Below are 19,333 nucleotides of genomic sequence, written 5' to 3'. Positions count from 1 at the left end.
TCTCTCTATTTTCTTTTTCCACGAGTTTGGGTTCGGGTTTGGCGGCTCGATGCTTGCTTTGCCCCTGCCCTCCTGCCCCAATCGGTTTTACCGGTGGTCGCTTGTTGTTTTCCACGGCTGGCCGGCTGTTTTTTACTATCGGAAGCAGCTGTTTTTCGTCCGTGGTCAGATTTTTGGCTACGCCCGGATGTAGCGGCAGGTTTGGGTTCCTTTGTCCTATGGCTGGTTCTCAGAGTACCCTTTCCTGTAGTCTTTTTGCCAGTGCCGGGCTTTGAAACAGATTTATCAGAAGTTGATTTATCTTTAGGGCCTTCCATGTTCTCCTTCTTGATCCGGATGTTCAATTCCTTTTCGATTTCGTTCAGCTTTGGCCGGTCAGCCGCAGTGAACAAGGTGATCGCAAGCCCTTTCGTCCCAGCGCGGCCGGTCCTGCCAATCCGGTGGACATAGCTTTCGGAGTCCTCGGGGATGTCATAATTGAAAACATGCGTTACGCCCTCGACATCAAGGCCCCTTGCGGCAACATCCGTGGCGATGAGCAGCTGGTATTCAGCATCGCGGAACTTTTTCATCACTTGTTCGCGTTTTGACTGGGAAAGGTCGCCATGCAGTTCTTCGCACGAAAAGCCATTCGCTTTTAACACTTCATGAAGCCTGCCGACCCGCCGTTTCGTCCGGCAAAAAATGACCGCCATGAACGGTCGGTGCGTCCGGACGAGTTCCATTATCGCCCCCTGCTTGCCGCGGTCGGTCGTCTGGACAGCGAGCTGGTTTACGGTTTCGGCCGGTCCCTGCGTTTTTTCAACCTGCATATACTGAGGGTCCCGCATATGTTTTTTCGCAAGCTTCCGTACATCTTCTGGCATCGTGGCCGAAAAAAGCATCGTCTGTCGGCTGGAAGGAGTTTCCCTGATGATGGCCTCTACCTCGTTCAGAAACCCGATATGGAGCATCTGGTCTGCTTCATCGAGGACAAGAAATGAAATTTCACCAAGGCGGACCGTTTCCCTGCGGATATGATCGAGCAGCCTGCCCGGGGTCCCAACGACAATATGTACCCGCTTTGCAAGCTTTTTAAGCTGCTTATCTACATCCTGGCCGCCGTACACAGCAAGGACACTTACATCCATGGATGCGACAAGCTTTTCAAGTTCGGCGGTTATTTGCAGCGCGAGCTCCCTTGTCGGCGTAACAATGAGCGCCTGGATGCGGTCTGCATCCGTGTCGATTTTTTCGATAATGGGCAGGACGAAGGCAAGGGTCTTTCCCGTTCCGGTCTGCGCCTGGGCAATGATGTCTTGCCCATCCAGCACGACCGGAATCGCCAGCTGCTGGATTGGCGTCGGAACGGCGATTCCGTTCTCCTTCAAAATCCCCGCCATTTCTATTGATATTCCAAGCTCTATAAAATCAGGCAATAAAATCCCTGCTTTCTTCAAAATCATATAGTTTTGATTTTCCTTGTTTTCAGATAAAAAAGCAAATAAAAATCCGCCTTCAGCGAAGGATAACCCCAAAAAATCGGGCACTGAAATCCTGAAAAGGGGAGTGCCCGTATAGAGTCGTTTGGATTCTAAAGTGAAAAAAAGCCCCTTTCCCTTATACGAGGAAAAGCGGCTTTGTTTTTAATGGACGAGGGTATCGAGGATGGCTGCATGTTTCCGGTCAGTATCGAGAATGCCTTCAACCATTTTCCGGCTCTCTGGGTCGAGATCCCCTTTGACAATCTCCTCGGAAAGCTTGATTCCGTACACATCTTCGCCTTTTAAAGCGAGTTTGACGATTCCTTCTGTGTCTTTGGGCATCATCATTTCACTCATGAAACCCTGGATTTTCCCTGCAAGCCCCTCGTTGTTTTCCGGAACTCCGCCGAGGTCTTGGATGCGCTCGGCAACAATCGCCGCGTGCAGACGATGGTCCTGTTGAAAGCTTTGAAAAAGCTTTTTGATTTCTGGGTCCTCGAGCCTTTCGATTAGGTGCTCATACGCTCGGATGCCCATATATTGCCCTTTTAAAAACGCGTTCAATTCATTGATGACCGTTTCTTTTTCCATGGTGCGGCCTCCTTTTTCCAATAGGGTTCGGAATAGGCGGGGATGTTATTCATCGAGAAAATTGTATTTTTCATGAGCATGGATGAATTTATTCCCTGCTAGGAGCGGGACAGTTGAAAAAGCGTTAAGCCGACTGCAGTGGACGACATCCGCTTCAAAGCCTTTTGCGCGCAGCTCCCTTCCACTCCCGCAGTCCCATATAAGCTCACTTAATCTGTCCTTTGCTGAATGAAATGCGCCAGTGCACACTTCTGCTTCAGGTGATTTTTCCCCATCAAGCAGCGACAAAATTGCTCCGGCACCGAGATAGTCCTCAATTGAAGGCCGGAGGGTGTCTTCGTTTTCTTCAGACTCGTTCCACTGCTCTCCGCATGGCACGACGGTGATATCTGCTTTGATTTTCTCCCAGATTTTATTTGCGGCCATGGCTGCCGCATCGGCATTGAGGAGTGAGCCAATAAGCAAAGCAGGCACCTTGTCCGCAATCCAGGTGCAGAATGCCCCATTCAAGGAAGTCAGCACGAATTTTTTCCCTTTATGCGAAGGATTAAAGGAAACCGGTGAGAGTGTCGCCTTTCCGAGCGTGGCCGCTTCCGACCTGCCAAGTATGTATTCTCCGCCAATTTGCACCGCGTAAGCCTTACCATCGAGATGAGGAGGGTACGGGTAAATGTCGCACCCGGCATGCAATGCGGTTGTAACTGTGGATGAGAAGCTAAGGACATCGACAACAATGACGATATCACCGCGCTGTGCCGCTTCCATGGCCCCCCTTCTCCCCCATTCCACCTTGACCGGATACGGTGCCTGGCCAAACATAACCCCACTCCCTTTCTTTAACCGGATTTCAGATTTGTATGAAATAGCAGATACGACCTCCTCTTCATTTTTTTCCACGTAATAGGATTGAAGATACTTTTAATTTAAAATAGAATAATAGGAATAGAAAGTAAATATTGGAGAATTTTTGAACGGGTGGGGGATAACTTGTACGAATTAAAATTGCGGTCAATTATAAGGATGGTTAAGAGTGACAATCCGCAAAAAAGGTTTGAAGGGCTTGACCAGCTCTATGAGTACAGGCAGATGGAAAACCTTGAAGTACAGGTAGATGTGCTGCGCGACATGATCATCACGGCAGCAGGGACATTCCCAGAGCCGGTTGACAAGTGGGACAACCCTTCCTATTACTTGACCGATTTTGTCTGTAATTTTTCCATCGAGGAGGTTGTTGTCTGCCTGATCAAACACTTTGACGGGCTAAGCCTCTCTGCGAAGGAAAGGGCTATTGAATACTTGCTCGGTACTGAAGACGAGAAAGTATTCAACTTTCTCGAAGACAAGATCGTTGGGCTCATAAATGGTACAGAGGACTTTATGATTCCAATTAGTGAAATTTCAACGTTTCCGGTCCTGACAAGGGATATCCTCGGCCAAACAATTGATAAGCTCGGTTCGGAGCATTATAAGTTTATGCTGTATGACCTGCTCCTTTCCGTCAATGCATCGGAAGTGGAAAAAGGCTTTAAAAAGCAAACAGTCCTGCCGCTCCTACTCGAAGATTACCAGGCTGCAAAAGAAATTTACATGAATTTCGACAAGGATTACTCGCCGAAATTCGTGTATACAGCCTGGAAGGACAATTATTTTTACATCAGGAGCCGGATGAGGCTTTTTCTCAAACTGATGAACTATTATTTCTCCGAGGACTCCGAGAAGGCGCTTCTCGAAGCATTGTCCTTTCGTGATCCGTTCATTAAAACGGAAGCGCTGCTTGTTTGCCTTGCCAAAAGTCTTTCTGTCGACAAATCCGTCATTGCCGAGTGCGCGGAAAATATAGAAAGCGCGGAGATGGCCTATTGGGAACTCAGGGAATTGGATTTGGAGCACCTCTATCCGATTAAAGAAGGAAAACAGCCGCATTTGGCGAAAACAAGGCTGTTTACGACCATTGTCAATCTGCCCGAGGATGAAGATGGAGTGGCCCATTTTCCGGAGAATATTCGAATCCTTGATAAGGTGGAAACGGAAAATTATTATGGCCAGCCAATCCGTTTCTATATGATGGGCTTCAAAGAGCTCGAAAGGGGGTTTGTTGGCTGGGCTGGGGCCTACGCGCTTGAGGATGGCGAAGATACAGCCCATCTTTGGGACGGCACGTATACCGACTTCATAGATTTGGATTCCTTGTCGATCGAAGGGCACAAAGAAGCATTTTTCAAAAGGCGTGAAGATGTTAAAGCAGAAGTCGAAAACAGCATCTTTTACGAAAGCAAACCGAGAATCAGTACAGGCATGTGGTTTTTCTACGGGCTTTTAATCATGCATTGGATCCGGAATGCCATGAGAGGTTTCGAAGGCCCGTTATTGCCATCGGTCTTGTTCACGCTCGCCGGCGTTGCCCTGACTATAAACGAGCTGAAGAAAAATAAAACAAAAAGCATTTCGATTGTCGGGCATGAGCTCATCCTCCAGGATGGGAAGAAACGCGAAGGGATTCTGCTCCATGAAATCAGACGGGTCGAAAAAACGAAAAGGCATGTCCTTGTTTACAGCCATGAAGGGAAGCCGGCCATGAAGTTTCCGCTTTCCTGGGTCCGTTATGAGGTATTTTACTACCGTATGAAGGAGCTTACCGGACATTTGAAACAGGCTCCATTTATCCAGCCATAGCCAACATCCGCCGGAAATCGCCCGGCGGATTTTCTTTCCCCTTTTTTCGGAAAAAAGAACGTGGTACTCTATGAGTATCGAAAATATCGATTTAATAAATCGTTTTCTTGAATAAAGGAGGTCAGCTCGTGGATTTCCATCAATTGTTTGTTTTTACAAAAGTAGTCGAACACAATAGCTTTTCAAAAGCGGCCGAAGAAATTTTTCTAAGCCAGTCAACTGTCTCTTCCCATATCCAGTCGCTTGAAAAAATGCTGGACGTCAAACTGTTCGACAGGGTTGGCCGGGAAAACATCCTGACTCCACATGGGGAGCGCCTGTATAAATGGGCACAAAAGCTCCTTCTTTTAAAAGATGAAGCGCTCCTTGACCTGAATCAAGGGATGGCTGAATTCCGCGGCACCATCAGGATGGCGGCAAGCTCCGTCCCGGGACAATTTCTCCTCCCGAAAATGATCAAGGAGTTCCGGGCAGAATATCCTGCCGCAACCTTTAATATTTCCGAATACCCTTCAAAGGCCGTAGCGGACAAAGTCCTGAGCGGATCCGTCGATGTCGGCATGCTTGGAGAAAAATATGAGAATGAAAAATTGAGGTATGTACCCTTATTACGTGAGAAACTTGTTCTTGTTACGTCGACAGACATTAAGTTTTCCGGAGCGGTGAGAATTGATGATATCAAAAGCCAACCTTTTGTGATGCGGCATTCCGACTCAGGGACGAACTCGATTTTGGATCGTTTTTTAAAAAAAGCGGGCATCCCAAAAGATCAGTTAAATATCATTGCATATACCGATTCCGGACAAAGCCTCATTCAGTTTGTGAGGCAAGGAATCGGCATCGCGATTATGTCGGAAATAGCGGCGCGTGACTATGCCAGCCACAACTTAGTCAATATGTATGAAATTGAAGGATTTCACGATGAACGTTATTTTTATCTCGTCTATAACATCAACAAAACCTTGCCGCTCATATCGAAGCTTTTTGTCGACTATGCCGGAAAGTGGCAGGACTAAACAGCGGCGGAAACGAATAAAGATAAGTGCTTTTTTAAAAAAGGCAAGGGGGATTGTTATGCTGAGTGTTGAACAAATGAACGAGATTAAAGAATTGCAGGCTTCATGCGAAGATGATGGCGGATTCGAACTGAAATTAAATTGGGATATGCTTGCCACAAGAAAAGAAGGCACTAAGGATGATTTTTTCCATTATGAAAACGGTCAGCTGGTTGGATTCCTGGGCATTTACGGGTTCGGCACGAAGGTTGAATTGTGTGGAATGGTGCACCCTAACTGGCGCCGGAAAGGAATTTTCACCGGGCTTTTGAAGGAAGCGATAAAAGAAGCGCAAAACCGCGGCACAAGGCAGATTCTCCTGAACGCTCCTGCAGGCTCCGAATCGGCGAAGGGCTTTCTGGAAACTGTTCCGAACCGTTACTTTGTGACGGAATACCAGATGAAATGGGACGGAACCGCTCCTCCTTCTAGTGAAGGGGTCATATTGAGGCATTCAACCGAGAGGGACAATCCTCTCGAAATACGCCTGGAAGTCGAGTGTTTCGGGTTTCTTGAACAGGAAGCGGCTACGTATCATCAGGAACTGAAGGAAAGCAGCAGTGAAAATTTCTATATTGTCGAAGCCTATGGTGAGCCGGTAGGGAAAATGCGTGTCGACCATCCGAATGGTGAAGCGTGGATCTATGGTTTTGCCATTCTGCCTGAATACCAGGGAAAAGGGATTGGCAGAAAGGCGCTTTCGTGTATCATTGCTGAGGAAGACAAGGCAGGCAGGCCGCTTTTTTTGGAAGTCGAAGCGAAAAACGCCCATGCGCTGAGGCTGTATGAATCGTGCGGGTTCAAATCCTATCATGCGCAGGATTATTATGAGTACTTGCTTTAAGTAGGAAAGGCGACCTTTTTTTAGGGCCGCCTTTTTCTTATAGTTGGTTGACCAGATTGCAATCTTTAATTAGCCTTGTTATTTCCAATAATCCTCCATCAGTTCAGATGACCAGCGCGGCTGCCTGACTTCTTCCTTCGGCAAAAACTCCTTCATGACAGGCTTGATATCGATAACCGGCGTGCCATCGATGGCATCCAGCCCCGCCACGGTGAGCTTATTTCCTTCCCTTTTCAAAAGGCGAACAATCGTTGAGCCAATCCTGTTCGGCCGGTTCTTGCCCCGTTGTGCAAATATCCCGGTCACGGGCCAATCCGGATTATTTCGCGGCCTCCTGGCACAGTATTCGATATTATCCTCAGGGAGGAGATGGAACAGGAATAAAATCTCCAGATGGGAGAATTCCTCGATTCCCTCAAGGCATTTGCCATCCAGAATTTCATTCATTTCAATTTCAGAAATGACATCTCCCCAATAATCGTCCTTTACTTCTTTGCGATTGTTGTAAACCCTGCCCACTGGCTTGACCGTAAACATGCCTTCTCCTCCATTCAGGATATTTTTTTATCAACCATTGTAGCCAATTACTTGGCTTTCGTATCCGCGTTTAATGAATAGTTCTTATTTTTGAATCTTGGTGATTTTCTATCCGTACAAAATGGTAATCCGACATTATTTTCGTTTTAATAGCAATATGAGTTCCGATAAGTCGATAATCGGGACTCTGGATTACGTTTTTGGCCAGCGATTGTGTCCCGAACGCGTTTGTATATAAAACGCCAGTCCTCTAACAAGACGACCACTACTACCATTTTATTACTGACCCGCCTTGGTAGACAATTTTTATGTAAAAGTAGCGGGCAGGAGAAATTTCCTCTTTAAAAATAGGTATTATTATGATATATTATTTATGCTGTTTTTCATAAAAANGCCAGTCCTCTAACAAGACGACCACTACTACCATTTTATTACTGACCCGCCTTGGTAGACAATTTTTATGTAAAAGTAGCGGGCAGGAGAAATTTCCTCTTTAAAAATAGGTATTATTATGATATATTATTTATGCTGTTTTTCATAAAAACGCGGGTGTGGCGGAATCGGCAGACGCGCTAGATTCAGGTTCTAGTGGGGGCAACCCCGTGGAGGTTCAAGTCCTCTCATCCGCATTACGTTCTAGCTGCGTACCTTTTTTACTGGTCACAGCCACGAGCATAACTCCCTTGAGTTAACTCCGAGTTGTACACGCCGAGCCGCTGCTTGCGGACCTTCCTGAGGCGGGGACACAGTACGCACAAAAAGGATTAGGTGGATTTTTAAATCCTGTAATCCCGACCAGACCAATTGCAACTTTCTGCCTGCGGGTGTAGTTTAATGGCAGAACTCCAGCTTCCCAAGCTGATGGCGGGGGTTCGATTCCCCTCACCCGCTCCAACAACTTTATGGAGAAGTACCCAAGTGGTTCAAGGGGGCGCACTCGAAATGCGCTAGGGCGGGCGACCGTCGCGTGAGTTCGAATCTCATCTTCTCCTCTAGCTGGCGCCTGTATTCGCAGGCGCTTTTTATTTTTTCAAAACGAAAACAGGACGGCCCAAAAGGCAGTCCTGTTTTTCTTTGTGCCTATTTTCCAAGGAATGAGTTCAGCATCCACACATGCTTTTCAAGGCTTGCATGGATGGCCAGAAGCATGTCGCCGGTTGTTTCGTCGCCTGTTTCCGACGCAAGATCCATCCCTTCCTTCAATTCACCGATCAACGTTGTAAAATCGTCCGCAATCGAACGGACCATTTCTTTTGCGCTTTCCCCGCCCTCCGCTTCATTGACGGATGACAATTCAAGGCTATCCTTCATCGTTGCGACAGGTTTTTCTCCCAGCGCCAGCAGCCTCTCCGCCAGCTCATCGATATGAACAGCTGCTTCGTTATAAAGCTCCTCGAATTTTGCATGGAGTGTGAAAAATTCTGGTCCGGTAACGTACCAGTGGTAATTGTGTAGCTTTGTGAACAGGACACTCCAGTTCGCTACCTGTTTATTTACGATGTTTGTTAACTCTTTACTCATAAGAATTCCTCCTACCTTATATACATATTTTATCTTGCCCGCGTCTTTTAATCTCTTTCTCAGAATAAGCAGCGGACTAAGCCCATTTCAGTTTACCCTCCTTTCAAAATTTCAATCATGTTGGAAAAGATGTCCATTATCATTTTAATTTAAATTAAAATATTTGACAAAACAACCAGTATCTTTATATAATAAGCTTTGAAACTAGTTATCTCACATTAAAGATGTTTTAAGTTATTTTACTTTTAGGAGGAATAAAAATGGCAAAAACAAAATGGGCAATTGACCCGGCGCACAGCAGCGTGGACTTTTCTGTAAGGCATATGATGATTGCAAACGTTAAGGGCACCTTCCAAGCATTTGATGCTTCTGTTGAAGCGGATCCAGCTGATCTGACAACTGCAGACATTTCTTTCGCGATCGATACGGCAAGCATTAATACCCGGAATGAAGACCGCGACAACCACCTTCGTTCCGCTGATTTCTTCGATGTGGAAAACAACCCTAAAATTACATTCACATCCACAAACATTGTGAAAACGGATGAAGGCGAATACGATGTAACAGGCGACCTTACAATCCGTGGAGTGACACGCCCTGAAACGTTCGCAGTTGTTTTCGAGGGTTCCGGAAAAGATCCTTGGGGCAACGAAAAAGTCGGCTTCAGCGGTTCTGGAAGCATTAACCGTGCTGACTACGGCCTTACATGGAATGCTGCACTTGAAACTGGCGGCGTCCTTGTAGGCGATAAAATCAAAGTTACATTTGAAATCCAGGCATCAAGAGCTTAATAATGCGAACGCGCGGACAGCTGTCCGTGCGTTTTTTATTTTTCAGATGGGTCTTTATGCCGATTTTCGATCACAAGGACTGGATTATTCTCTATATTTTGCTAAACTTTGGAGTATGAGTAGTAATAGAGATACAGAGCAAAATAATTAGGGAGTTCAGTTAGGGGATTGTCAAGTGAGAAAACTGATTGGTTACGTTAGTTGGGTAATCGTAATTGCCATGGTGGCGGGATTTTTTCTTCTTCCAGGCGAAAAAAAGGCCTCACTTTTTTTAAAAACAGAGAAAGCTTTACTTTTTTTAAAAAAGGAAAATACCGCAGTGGCATATACAAATGCTTCCACAGTGCAACGAAATATTAAAAAGAAGGAAATTCCCGAACAGCCAAAGCCTGTTGAAAAAATCCATCTGGATGTTCCGCTGTTAAACCAAATGGCTGCACCGAGGCTGTACAATGGGTGTGAGGTAACCAGCCTTGCAATGGTCTTGAATTACGAGGGTATCAATGTTTCAAAAGGAGATTTGGCGAAGAAGGTAAAACGGGTTCCTTTGCGATATGAAAATGGGCAATATGGAAATCCTTATTCAGGGTTTGTAGGAAATATGGAAGTGGGGCCAGGCCTGGGAGTGTACCATGGCCCGATTTTTGAACTGGCCAGGGAGTATGCTGGTTCGCGGGCTGAGGATCTGACCGGAAAACCGTTCGATGCAGTAATTGAAAAACTTGCCGCCGGCTCACCAGTCTGGGTCATTATCAACACACTTTACGCGCCGCTTGGGGAATCCAATTTTACAACATGGGACACTCCCGAAGGACAGGTAAAGATTACGTTTAAAATGCACAGTGTCGCACTGACGGGTTTTGACGAGAATTATATTTATTTCAATGATCCGTATGGGACGAAGGACAGGAAGGCTGACAGGAACAATTTTATAAAGGCTTGGGAACAGATGGGAAGCCAGGCCGTCGTGATTAATGATTAAGATTAAAATATTGTAAAAATGAAAGCAGCTGGCTGAATTGCCGGCTGCTTTTTGACATTCCACTGCAAAAATAGTCATATCCTACAATGCCTGGCCATATACCTTTTTATAGAGTTTGCAAAAGTTTGACTTTTTACTCCGCATTAAATTATAATTATTATAAAGTAATAATTAATATTACTTAATACCATTTCCACTATGCTAATAAGGTAAAGGAGGATGAATCATGGAAAACGAAAAAAAGCTGACGACGAGCTGGGGCGCGCCTGTCGGCGACAACCAAAATTCCATCACCGCTGGGCAGCGCGGCCCGACTCTCATCCAGGATGTCCATTTGCTTGAAAAATTGGCGCATTTTAACCGGGAGCGTGTCCCTGAACGGGTCGTCCATGCAAAAGGCGCGGGTGCCCATGGTTTTTTCGAAGTAACAAAAGATGTGAGCATTATTACAAAAGCGAAGTTTCTCTCTGAAGTAGGCAAACGGACGCCAATGTTCATCCGTTTCTCAACGGTGGCCGGCGAGCTTGGGTCTTCCGACACTGTTCGCGATCCGCGTGGGTTCGCGGTAAAATTCTATACCGAGGATGGAAACTACGACCTCGTTGGAAACAATACTCCCGTGTTTTTCATTCGTGACGCGATTAAGTTCCCTGACTTCATCCATACGCAGAAGCGTGACCCGAAAACGCATCTCAAAAACCCAAATGCAGTTTGGGACTTCTGGTCGCTATCGCCTGAGTCTCTCCATCAAGTAACGATTCTGTTCTCTGACCGCGGCATTCCGGCGACTTTCCGCCATATGCACGGTTTTGGCAGCCATACGTTCAAATGGGTAAACGCTGCAGGGGAAGCCTTTTGGGTGAAATACCACTTCAAGACTGAACAGGGAATCGCAAACCTCGCGGTAGAAACAGCCGCTGAAATTGCGGGAACCAATCCTGATTACCACATTGAAGATTTGCATAATGCGATTGAAAATGGGGATTATCCAGCATGGAAGCTCTATGTACAAATCATGCCGCTGGCTGATGCGGATACATACCGCTGGGATCCGTTTGACGTAACAAAGGTTTGGTCCCAGAAGGATTATCCTCTTCAGGAAGTCGGCCGGATGGTTCTGAACAAAAACCCGGAAAATTATTTTGCCGAAGTTGAACAGGCCACTTTCTCCCCTGGGAACTTTGTCCCTGGAATTGAAGCATCGCCTGATAAAATGCTGCAGGGGCGCCTGTTCGCCTATTCGGACGCTCACCGCTACCGCGTCGGCACGAACCACAACCTGCTGCCAATCAACCGCCCGCGCTCCGAAGTGAACCATTATCAGCGCGATGGGCAGATGAGATTCGACAACAATGGCGGCGGATCGGTCTATTATGAACCGAACAGCTTTAGCGGCCCAAAAGAAACGCCTGAGAATAAGATTGCTCCATACGACGTATCGGGCACCGCATCGAGTACCGCATACGACCATGATGACCATTTTACACAGGCGGGTGACCTATACCGGCTCATGAGCGAGGAAGAAAGAGCACGGCTTGTCGCGAACATTGTCGGTGCTATGAAACCGGTTGAGCGCGACGACATCAAACTGCGCCAGATCGGACATTTCCTGAAAGCTGACAGGGAATATGGAACCCGTGTCGCCGAAGGGCTTGGCCTGCCGCTGCCGGTAAACGCGTAAATTAATGCAAAAAGGAAACGGGCTTTTAGGCTCGTTTCCTTTTTTGATTAGCTCGTCACATTGTTTCCTGTCAGTGTCACTTCAATAGTACGATCTTTGCCATTGCGGTAAATTTTCAGCTTCACTTTGTCGCCGGCTTTGGCACTTGAGTACATGTAGCGCCTTAAATCCGCTGAGTTCTCAACCTTTTTCCCATTGATGGCTACAATAAGATCCTGCTTTTGGACGCCGGCTTTATCCGCGCCGGAACCAGGCTGGACGAATGTAACCATTGTCCCTGAATTGACTTCTTTAGGCAGGTCCTGCAGGAAGGCCGGATGGATTTCCTCATAATCTGCAAGGCTGACGCCGAGATACGGCCGTTCGACCTTGCCGTTTTTAATCATTTCGTTAACGATTGGGACAACATTGTTGCTTGGGATCGCGAATCCAAGACCTTCCACGCCTCTATCTGAGATTTTCAAAGAATTAATGCCGACTAGCTGCCCCGCTGTATTAATCAACGCGCCCCCCGAGTTCCCAGGATTGATAGCCGCGTCTGTCTGAATTACGTCAAGCTTCCATTCGCCAGCCGATGTGTTTACATCAATGCTGCGGTTAATCGCGCTGACAATTCCCCGTGTAACGGTGCGGGAGAGGTCCTGTCCGAGCGGGTTCCCGATGGCAAACACTTCATCCCCCGGACGCAGGGTGGAAGAGTCCGCGAATTCAAGGGTTTGATCAACATACTTGGCATCGACTTTTATAACGGCGAGGTCTGTCAAGGCATCAGCGCCAACAACCTCAGCTGGGGCATTCTCGCCGTCATAGAATGAAACTTCGAGTTTTTCAGCATCTTCAATTACGTGATTATTTGTCACGATATAAGCCTTGTTTCCATCCTTTTTAAAAATGACGCCCGAACCAGATCCACGCTCCACAATTCCCTGTGTATCACCGAATGGATTGTTCTGCTGCTGTAAATTGACAATGCCGACGATCGCCTTGGATGCTGTTTCAACCATATCGGCGACCGATCCTTTTTCGGTACTGGAGACGGTGGACGCGGGAACGATATTGGCAGGTTGGCTGCCGGAGCTTTCTTGTGTCTGAGCTTGGTTATCTATACTTGAACCAATATCTGTATAATTGACTGCGGCTAGGGTAAGGGCCGAACCGATGACCCCTGCGCTGATGGTAGAGAGGAAGCTTTTCATTTTTCCCGATTTGGCCGGCTTTTTCTCAGGCTCCGGCTCCGGTTGTGGTGGGAGTTGTGGATAGTTATGGTAAAAATCACTCAATATGATTACCTCCTAATATAATCCTTTTCCGATCTATTACTATCTTATCCGGAAAATATGAACAAATTATTAACAAACTGAGGCGAGGCTTTTAAAAATAAGGAAATATACAGGGAATTTTCCTATTTGGAGGAGTTTTCTACTGGGAGTCTTCTTAATGCGGGACTGTTTTTCGGAAAAAGCGCCAATCAGTGACCGAATGCCACAATGATTCGGACAGCTTTCCGGAAAAAGCGCTGACCGGGGTCCGAATACCACCATGATTCGGACAGCTTTCCTCGAAAAGAGCTACCCGGTGTCCGAATCCCATCATGATTCGGACAGCTTTCCTGGAAAAGTGCTACCCAGTGTCCGAATCCCATCATGATTCTGACAGCTTTCCGGAAAAATTGCTGACCGGTGTCCAAATGCCACCATGATTCGGACAGCTTTCCTGAAAAAATGCCACCCGTTGTCCAAATGCCACCATGATCCGGACAGCCTCGAGCCCACTTTATCCTAGCCCAAGCGAAGCCTACCCTCTTTTCACATATGGTACTCACCGTTTCCCAGCGTGCAAGATTAAAAGCCGCGGAACCCTATCCGCGGCTTTGCTCTTCCTTCATATATGGGATTTTAATCGTAAATTTCGTCCCTTTCCCTTTTTCACTAGCAACATTGATTTCCCCGTCGTGGAGATGGACGAGCTGTTTTACGATGGACAGCCCGAGGCCGAACGCGCCGTAAGGATTGCTTGTCCGAGAAAGGTCGGCTTTGTAAAAGCGCCGCCAAATCTTTTCGACTTCATCCGGATCGATGCCGATTCCGGTATCGGAAATCTCGATAACCGTTGTTTCGTCTTTCATATAGCCGGTCAGATTTATCAAGCCACCCTCAGTAAATTGGATGCTGTTTTTCGTAATGTTAATCAGGATTTGCAGGAGCCGGTCATAATCCGCCCAAATCATTGTCTCGTCACTTACGTGGACAACGATTTCATTGCCCCGTTCCTCAGCCTGCAGGTCAAGCTGCTCCTTGATGATTTCAAATACTTCGGACAGCTCTATATCTTCCTTTGAAAGGACGACCTGGTTTGAACGGATTTTTTCGTAATCGAGATTTTCGTTCACAAGCCGGATCAGGCGCTTCGATTCTTTACTGACGAGGTTGATACCCTTTTCCTTCTCTGCCTCGGGTATCATGTCGTTCCGAAGGCCTTCGATAATGCCGCTGATCGTTGTTAGCGGGGTGCGCAATTCATGTGATACATCCGCCATAAACTGCCGCCGCCTGTTTTCCAGGCTTTCAATTTCCTCCATCGACTCGTTGATTTTATCGACCATCTGGTTGAAATCGGTCGACAGCTCGCCAATCTCGTCAAAATTGGATGATTGCACACGGACTGAATAATCCCCAGCCGCAACCGCGGATGCAGCCTTCTGGATACGTTTGATCCGGATAACATGGATTCTTGAAAGGATCCAGCTCAGTAAAAAAGATACAGCGAGGGCAATCAGGACTGTATAGAGGAGGTACTCATTGATGACGCTGATCATCTCCCTCGGCCCTTTTACCGGGGAAATCAGCAGGACGCCTCCAACGAATTCACCGCCAACATTGTACGGTATCGTAACAATCGAAACGTTCTGATCGTAGCGCTCCAAATCCGATTTAATGACAACCGGCTCGCCGGCCCGCAGCTTCATCCAGTCCGACCGCGTCAGTTCGATGGCTGGGCCCCTCCACGCAATCGGGTTCAGCAGCGTAACCGTCGTTCCATCGACACGGAAAACGCTGAATTGGATATCGCGGCCAAAAAGTACCCTCGCGTACTGGTTGATGACCGACTCCGCCTCCCTCGGGCTGCGGCTGCTCCATTCAAGGTCTGTTAAAATATTTTCCCCGTATTCGAGTAGTTCGTCGGTTTTACTCTGATAAACAAGGTTCTCGACGTAATGGGTAAACAGCAGGCTCAGGACAAGGAACGCAACGACCAGCACCCCGATATGGCTGAACAGCTGCTGGTAAAAATACTTAATTCTCATTAGCCTCCACCGTCTCATCAAACTTATAGCCTACTCCCCATACTGTATGGAAAAAAGGCTGTGCGGCCGTCCCGACTTTTTTCCGCAGCCGTTTGATATGGACATCGACCGTCCGCTCGTCCCCGTAAAACTGATAGCCCCAAACCCGTTCAAGCAGCTGTTCCCTCGTAAATACCTGCCTTGGGTTTGATGCGAGATAAGACAAGAGATCAAATTCCTTAGGCGTCAGGTTTGTAATCGCCGTCCCGTCAAGCAGCACTTCCCTCGTGTCCTTGTTGATCCGGAAATGCTTTGTCGAGATCATATGCCGTGGCTCATCCTCCGTGTCCCCGGCCCTTTGATATCTCCGGGCAACCGCCTTGATCCTCGCCATCAGGGCAAGCGGGCTGAACGGTTTCGTCACATAGTCGTCAGCACCCATTTCCAACCCGAGGACCTGGTCCGATTCGCTGTCCTTCGCGGTCAGCATGATAATCGGGATTTTGCTCTTTTCCTGGCGGATTTTCCGGCAAAGGGTTACGCCATCCATGCCCGGAAGCATCCAGTCGACAATGAGCAAGTCCCATCCGCCCTCTTTATAGCGGTTAAAGCCATCCAGCCCATTGTGGACGAACTCTCCTTCAATGCCTTCTTTTAAAAAAAACATCCCTATCATTTCACAAACGCTTTCATTGTCTTCTATTACAAGTATCCTCATTCTCATCAACCTCCAAAAACGGCCAGTCCGTTAGTACAAAAGTAAATCTTCTCGGGCGCGGAATCAACTCGTTTGCGCAATTTTACACAAATCTTAACGGTTTGGAAACAGTTTGTTCATACTATTGAGGTATTGCACACATATTATTTTGAGCGATTATCCAATAAGTGCCGTATCATTTCGAGAGAGTTTCCCCAACAAGTCTCGTACCAGGTTTCTCAGAGGGAATTCCTAAAGAGAATCACGTAATGCAAGCGGGCAGTTTTAAAAAAATCAAAAGCACCCAGGCAAATGTATCCTGGATGCTCCTTATTACCACATATTCGCGTATAGCTTGTCCCCTTCTTTGTAAACACGGATGAACTCGTTCGTGTCCTCAAAAGTCGTGCCTGAATCCACGACTTCCTTTATCGTTTCGTACGAGATTTTGTATCCCTTCGCCACAAGCAAATCGGCAAGGAGCTTCGCCTGGCCGGTTGTCGTTCCGATTGAGCCAGTGCTCATTGACAGGATGGCCGTTTTATCTTTGACGATGATTCCCACGTCGGAGTTCGGCATGTAGTAAACCTTTCCTCCATGTTTTTTTGCCACCGATGCTTCCGGCTCGAAATTAGGCCCTTCCCCGAGTTCAAAGACGGTCCCATCCCCGGCGGTAAACGTTTTTGCTTCTTCCTCAGCCTTTTTTCTGGCCAGTTCTTCCCGCTCCACAGCCGCTGTATAGAAAGCCGTCGTCGCTTTTTCTAGTTCATCTGTCAATTCTTCCCGTGCGGCTTCATTCGTAAGGTCTTCAATCATTTTTTTCGCTTCTTCAGCTTTTTTTTCAAACACTTCCCTGCTAGTCTTTTCATCGACAGACATATCGATGACCACCTGGACAGTCTGTTCGGCTGTCGCGAACATATTGATGATTCCCTCAAGCTTTTCGACTCTCAGGACGTATCTATCGGCGAATAGAGTGGAATATGGAGCCTCAAGGCTTTTGAATTTGCTGCTCTCCTCCATCGTGTCTTCCTTCAGCTGCGGCAATCCAGCAAGCAGCTCGGGCGCTAGCGGGTTTTCCGCGGCCAGCTTTTCCGCCTCTTTGATCCGTCCATATAAAGTCATGGCGATTGAAGCGCCTTTATTGTATTCCTGTATTTCTTTAATTTTTGGTTCCACTGTTTCTTTCAGGACTTTGCCAAGCTTCTTTTTTGCGTTTTCCGAAGCAGGTTCAAGGTCAGCTTTTGCAATGGCTAGCTTTGCTTCTACGGTTAAAATTTTGTCGCCATCAATTTTTTTAAACTCGCCGGTTTCTTCACCGGAGTTTATGTATTTTTTCAATTCCTTATATAAGTCGGCGGCGGAGGCTTTGGCCTCTTCTACCGAATCTTCAGCTCTTTTGTCTTTATTCGCTCCATACACTGCATAACCACCGGCTGTAATCGCCAAAGCAAACACTGCGATCATCACCAAAATTAACTTTCTGTTCAAAATTCCCCCTCCTTACTCTGTTATTGTTGCACAGAATCGGTTTGAATTCTAGATAAAAATTATCTATCTTACCATTCATAGGGACTTTTATTCGACAAAAATTGCTCCTTTTTTCACAAAAACGAGCCAATTCTTCCCAACAAGCTGACAAAAATTTTTCTTTTGCAGAATGATTATGATGCAAATTGGATGGTGGCGTGAAGTAACAAGTCTATCCGAAACGAGCGGCCCGGGTGGCCAGTTTTTCAAAAAAAAGCTCTAAAAAAAGGTTTAGGGCTGGCAGGGAAAGGGAATTACCAGTGATTACCTAATTATTACCCATACATATTTTGGTATAATGGTTGTAAGAAAATTCAAGACAATAATGGAAGGGGAGCATAATCAATAGCTAAGTACATCCTCCTGGTTGCCGTCATCATTGTGGGAAGTATTGCCGGCTGGCTTTATTATCCCCAGTATCAGATTAGCCAATTGAAGAAACAGTCGCTGGAAGCATCCGGCCAGGAAAGCTCTCCGACATATATTGATTATTATTCGAAGTATCCGAAGAATTCGCTATACCATCTTGCCCTTGGGGATTCGATTATCCGTGGAGTTGGAGCGGATCAGGACCAAAATCTTGTCCAGCATTTTTCAGAAGAGCTTGGGAGGCTGACTGCCAAGGAAGTCGATTTCCAGAATGAAGGGGTCAGCGGGATGACGAGCGGCGAATTGAAGCAGCTCGTTGATTCGAGCACGTATGACGAGGAAATTAAGCGGGCGGATATTATTACGGTGAATATCGGTGGAAATGATGTCCTTCGGGCAGCTAAGAAGACGGATTTCCAGTCGGCCTTTAAGGCGTTCGATTCGATTCAAGAGTCTTTTGCGCAAAATTTGGCCGATATCGCGACAAGGATTACGGAGATTAATCCGAAAGCGACGATTGTGTTCCTGGAATTGTATAATCCCCTTAATCCCGAAGCGGTGTATTATGGAATGGCCGACAAGCTTTTGCCAAAATGGAATTTGAATATTTACAGGACGGCCAAGGACATCCCGACTGCCATTGTCGTGGAAACGTCGAAGGTTATTAACGGGAATAATTTGCAGAACCTTGCCCCGGACGGCGTCCATCCGAATTCCCTTGGCTACAAGGCGATTGCTTCGCAAATCATTTTCCAATTAAGGACGAGCATGATAAAAGCCTCTGCTTAATGTGATTTGGAATTGATTTACATTGAATATTCAGGGCAATTATTGTATTATACTACTATCAAGCTGCGTTGTTCGTACTCATAATAAAGTTTTAACCTTTAAGCTGTTATAGGGAGTTTTTGAACGAAGCCGGAATGACATGCCTCCGCCTACACGGCAAGGAGGACAGGCAGGAACGCTTCTGGAGACACCCACTTTGAGGAGTGGTGGTTTAAAACTTTCTTATATTACCTACGGCAAATGCGGCTTTTCCTTTTAACATTATGACCGGTTCCCGGATGGGGCCGGTTTTTTGATGTGTTTTAAAGATGATTGACTGCGAAAAAAGAAGACCCGCCGAATTGAAAACGGGGTCCTCCTGTTTTCGATTGTTAAACTTTGCTGTTGATTTCCACTCCGGGCACACGCTTTCCGCGGGGCGTCAGTGGAGCCTCCTCGGCGCTTGCGCCTGTGGGGTCTCCACCTTGCCGCTGCATCCCGCTGGAGTCGGTGCCCTCCGCTCCAATCAACGAGATAACATTCAACAC

Annotated in this window: 17 protein-coding genes, 3 tRNA genes and 1 other RNA gene; 11 read left to right on the top strand and 10 right to left on the bottom strand. The window is 46.9% G+C overall.

Going from position 1 to position 19,333, the window contains the following annotated elements; genetic code table 11:
* Positions 1 to 5: 5 nt before the first annotated feature.
* The 3 genes from RB160_RS17105 to RB160_RS17095 form a co-directional block, all read right to left on the bottom strand.
* Positions 6 to 1,445 carry a DEAD/DEAH box helicase gene (locus RB160_RS17105; RefSeq protein ID WP_316571638.1) on the bottom strand — a complete coding sequence of 480 codons (1,440 nt, stop codon included), beginning with the start codon at positions 1,443 to 1,445 and terminating at the stop codon, positions 6 to 8.
* Between the two features lie 180 nt (positions 1,446 to 1,625).
* Positions 1,626 to 2,054 (bottom strand): ferritin-like domain-containing protein, encoded by a 429-nt coding sequence (locus RB160_RS17100; protein ID WP_316571637.1) that lies wholly within the window; start codon positions 2,052 to 2,054, stop codon positions 1,626 to 1,628.
* Between the two features lie 45 nt (positions 2,055 to 2,099).
* Entirely contained in the window at positions 2,100 to 2,873 is a 774-nt protein-coding gene (locus tag RB160_RS17095; RefSeq protein ID WP_316571636.1) for a 2-phosphosulfolactate phosphatase, read from the bottom strand.
* Positions 2,874 to 3,041: 168 nt separating this feature from the next.
* Here RB160_RS17095 and RB160_RS17090 point away from each other — a divergent pair, with 168 nt between their 5' ends.
* The 3 genes from RB160_RS17090 (at position 3,042) to RB160_RS17080 (ending at position 6,626) form a co-directional block, all read left to right on the top strand.
* A complete protein-coding gene (locus tag RB160_RS17090; protein ID WP_316571635.1) occupies positions 3,042 to 4,727 on the top strand; it encodes a hypothetical protein in 1,686 nt (561 codons plus the stop codon).
* Between the two features lie 128 nt (positions 4,728 to 4,855).
* Positions 4,856 to 5,743 carry a selenium metabolism-associated LysR family transcriptional regulator gene (locus RB160_RS17085; protein WP_316571634.1) on the top strand — a complete coding sequence of 296 codons (888 nt, stop codon included), beginning with the start codon at positions 4,856 to 4,858 and terminating at the stop codon, positions 5,741 to 5,743.
* A 58-nt stretch (positions 5,744 to 5,801) separates the two neighbouring features.
* Entirely contained in the window at positions 5,802 to 6,626 is an 825-nt protein-coding gene (locus tag RB160_RS17080) for a GNAT family N-acetyltransferase (RefSeq protein WP_316571633.1), read from the top strand.
* Positions 6,627 to 6,704: 78 nt separating this feature from the next.
* Here the strand turns inward: RB160_RS17080 and RB160_RS17075 are convergent, their stop codons facing one another.
* Positions 6,705 to 7,163 (bottom strand): SAM-dependent methyltransferase, encoded by a 459-nt coding sequence (locus RB160_RS17075; protein ID WP_316571632.1) that lies wholly within the window; start codon positions 7,161 to 7,163, stop codon positions 6,705 to 6,707.
* A gap of 545 nt (positions 7,164 to 7,708) precedes the next feature.
* On the opposite strand from RB160_RS17075, the gene RB160_RS17070 reads away from it, so the two are divergent.
* From RB160_RS17070 to RB160_RS17060, 3 genes are all read left to right on the top strand, one after another.
* Positions 7,709 to 7,792, top strand: a tRNA-Leu gene (locus RB160_RS17070).
* A 191-nt stretch (positions 7,793 to 7,983) separates the two neighbouring features.
* Positions 7,984 to 8,057, top strand: a tRNA-Gly gene (locus RB160_RS17065).
* Positions 8,058 to 8,067: 10 nt separating this feature from the next.
* Positions 8,068 to 8,155, top strand: a tRNA-Ser gene (locus RB160_RS17060).
* Between the two features lie 88 nt (positions 8,156 to 8,243).
* Here RB160_RS17060 and RB160_RS17055 read toward each other — a convergent pair.
* Positions 8,244 to 8,684 (bottom strand): Dps family protein, encoded by a 441-nt coding sequence (locus tag RB160_RS17055; protein WP_316571631.1) that lies wholly within the window; start codon positions 8,682 to 8,684, stop codon positions 8,244 to 8,246.
* A gap of 260 nt (positions 8,685 to 8,944) precedes the next feature.
* Between RB160_RS17055 and RB160_RS17050 the strand changes: the two genes are divergently transcribed.
* From RB160_RS17050 to katA, 3 genes are all read left to right on the top strand, one after another.
* Positions 8,945 to 9,475, top strand: coding sequence for a YceI family protein (locus RB160_RS17050; protein ID WP_316571630.1), 531 nt, complete (start codon positions 8,945 to 8,947; stop codon positions 9,473 to 9,475).
* A gap of 175 nt (positions 9,476 to 9,650) precedes the next feature.
* On the top strand, positions 9,651 to 10,457 hold the full coding sequence (locus RB160_RS17045) for a C39 family peptidase (protein WP_316571629.1): 807 nt from the start codon (positions 9,651 to 9,653) through the stop codon (positions 10,455 to 10,457).
* A gap of 226 nt (positions 10,458 to 10,683) precedes the next feature.
* On the top strand, positions 10,684 to 12,138 hold the full coding sequence (gene katA, locus RB160_RS17040; protein ID WP_316571628.1) for a catalase KatA: 1,455 nt from the start codon (positions 10,684 to 10,686) through the stop codon (positions 12,136 to 12,138).
* 47 nt (positions 12,139 to 12,185) lie between these two features.
* Here the strand turns inward: katA and RB160_RS17035 are convergent, their stop codons facing one another.
* The 4 genes from RB160_RS17035 to RB160_RS17020 all read right to left on the bottom strand — a co-directional run bounded on the left by RB160_RS17035 (position 12,186) and on the right by RB160_RS17020 (position 17,609).
* Positions 12,186 to 13,418, bottom strand: coding sequence for a S1C family serine protease (locus RB160_RS17035; RefSeq protein ID WP_316571627.1), 1,233 nt, complete (start codon positions 13,416 to 13,418; stop codon positions 12,186 to 12,188).
* 578 nt (positions 13,419 to 13,996) lie between these two features.
* A complete protein-coding gene (locus RB160_RS17030; protein ID WP_316571626.1) occupies positions 13,997 to 15,442 on the bottom strand; it encodes a sensor histidine kinase in 1,446 nt (481 codons plus the stop codon).
* Entirely contained in the window at positions 15,432 to 16,139 is a 708-nt protein-coding gene (locus RB160_RS17025; RefSeq protein ID WP_316571625.1) for a winged helix-turn-helix domain-containing protein, read from the bottom strand. Before RB160_RS17025 ends, RB160_RS17030 begins: the two co-directional genes overlap by 11 nt.
* A 312-nt stretch (positions 16,140 to 16,451) precedes the next feature.
* Positions 16,452 to 17,609 carry a hypothetical protein gene (locus RB160_RS17020; RefSeq protein WP_316571624.1) on the bottom strand — a complete coding sequence of 386 codons (1,158 nt, stop codon included), beginning with the start codon at positions 17,607 to 17,609 and terminating at the stop codon, positions 16,452 to 16,454.
* 420 nt (positions 17,610 to 18,029) lie between these two features.
* On the opposite strand from RB160_RS17020, the gene RB160_RS17015 reads away from it, so the two are divergent.
* The gene (locus RB160_RS17015; RefSeq protein WP_316571623.1) at positions 18,030 to 18,806 is read left to right on the top strand and encodes a GDSL-type esterase/lipase family protein; all 777 of its coding nucleotides are present in this window, start codon (positions 18,030 to 18,032) and stop codon (positions 18,804 to 18,806) included.
* A 57-nt stretch (positions 18,807 to 18,863) separates the two neighbouring features.
* Positions 18,864 to 19,059: non-coding RNA, 6S RNA (gene ssrS / locus RB160_RS17010), on the top strand.
* A 118-nt stretch (positions 19,060 to 19,177) separates the two neighbouring features.
* On the opposite strand, the gene RB160_RS17005 is transcribed toward ssrS, so the two are convergent.
* Positions 19,178 to 19,333 carry a hypothetical protein gene (locus RB160_RS17005; RefSeq protein ID WP_316571622.1) on the bottom strand — a complete coding sequence of 52 codons (156 nt, stop codon included), beginning with the start codon at positions 19,331 to 19,333 and terminating at the stop codon, positions 19,178 to 19,180.

Source organism: Neobacillus sp. YIM B06451, assembly GCF_032667185.1.
Taxonomy (GTDB): domain Bacteria; phylum Bacillota; class Bacilli; order Bacillales; family Cytobacillaceae; genus Bacillus_D.
Note: the sequence above shows the minus strand (reverse complement) of the source record. Positions and strands in the feature narration are given on the sequence as shown.

Coding starts and splice junctions, on each gene's coding strand:
- RB160_RS17105 (WP_316571638.1), bottom strand. CDS start 1,445: ATGATTTTGAAGAAAGCAGGGATTTTATTGCCTGATTTTATAGAGCTT.
- RB160_RS17100 (WP_316571637.1), bottom strand. CDS start 2,054: ATGGAAAAAGAAACGGTCATCAATGAATTGAACGCGTTTTTAAAAGGG.
- RB160_RS17095 (WP_316571636.1), bottom strand. CDS start 2,873: ATGTTTGGCCAGGCACCGTATCCGGTCAAGGTGGAATGGGGGAGAAGG.
- RB160_RS17080 (WP_316571633.1), top strand. CDS start 5,802: ATGCTGAGTGTTGAACAAATGAACGAGATTAAAGAATTGCAGGCTTCA.
- RB160_RS17075 (WP_316571632.1), bottom strand. CDS start 7,163: ATGTTTACGGTCAAGCCAGTGGGCAGGGTTTACAACAATCGCAAAGAA.
- RB160_RS17055 (WP_316571631.1), bottom strand. CDS start 8,684: ATGAGTAAAGAGTTAACAAACATCGTAAATAAACAGGTAGCGAACTGG.
- RB160_RS17050 (WP_316571630.1), top strand. CDS start 8,945: ATGGCAAAAACAAAATGGGCAATTGACCCGGCGCACAGCAGCGTGGAC.
- katA (WP_316571628.1), top strand. CDS start 10,684: ATGGAAAACGAAAAAAAGCTGACGACGAGCTGGGGCGCGCCTGTCGGC.
- RB160_RS17030 (WP_316571626.1), bottom strand. CDS start 15,442: ATGAGAATTAAGTATTTTTACCAGCAGCTGTTCAGCCATATCGGGGTG.
- RB160_RS17025 (WP_316571625.1), bottom strand. CDS start 16,139: ATGAGGATACTTGTAATAGAAGACAATGAAAGCGTTTGTGAAATGATA.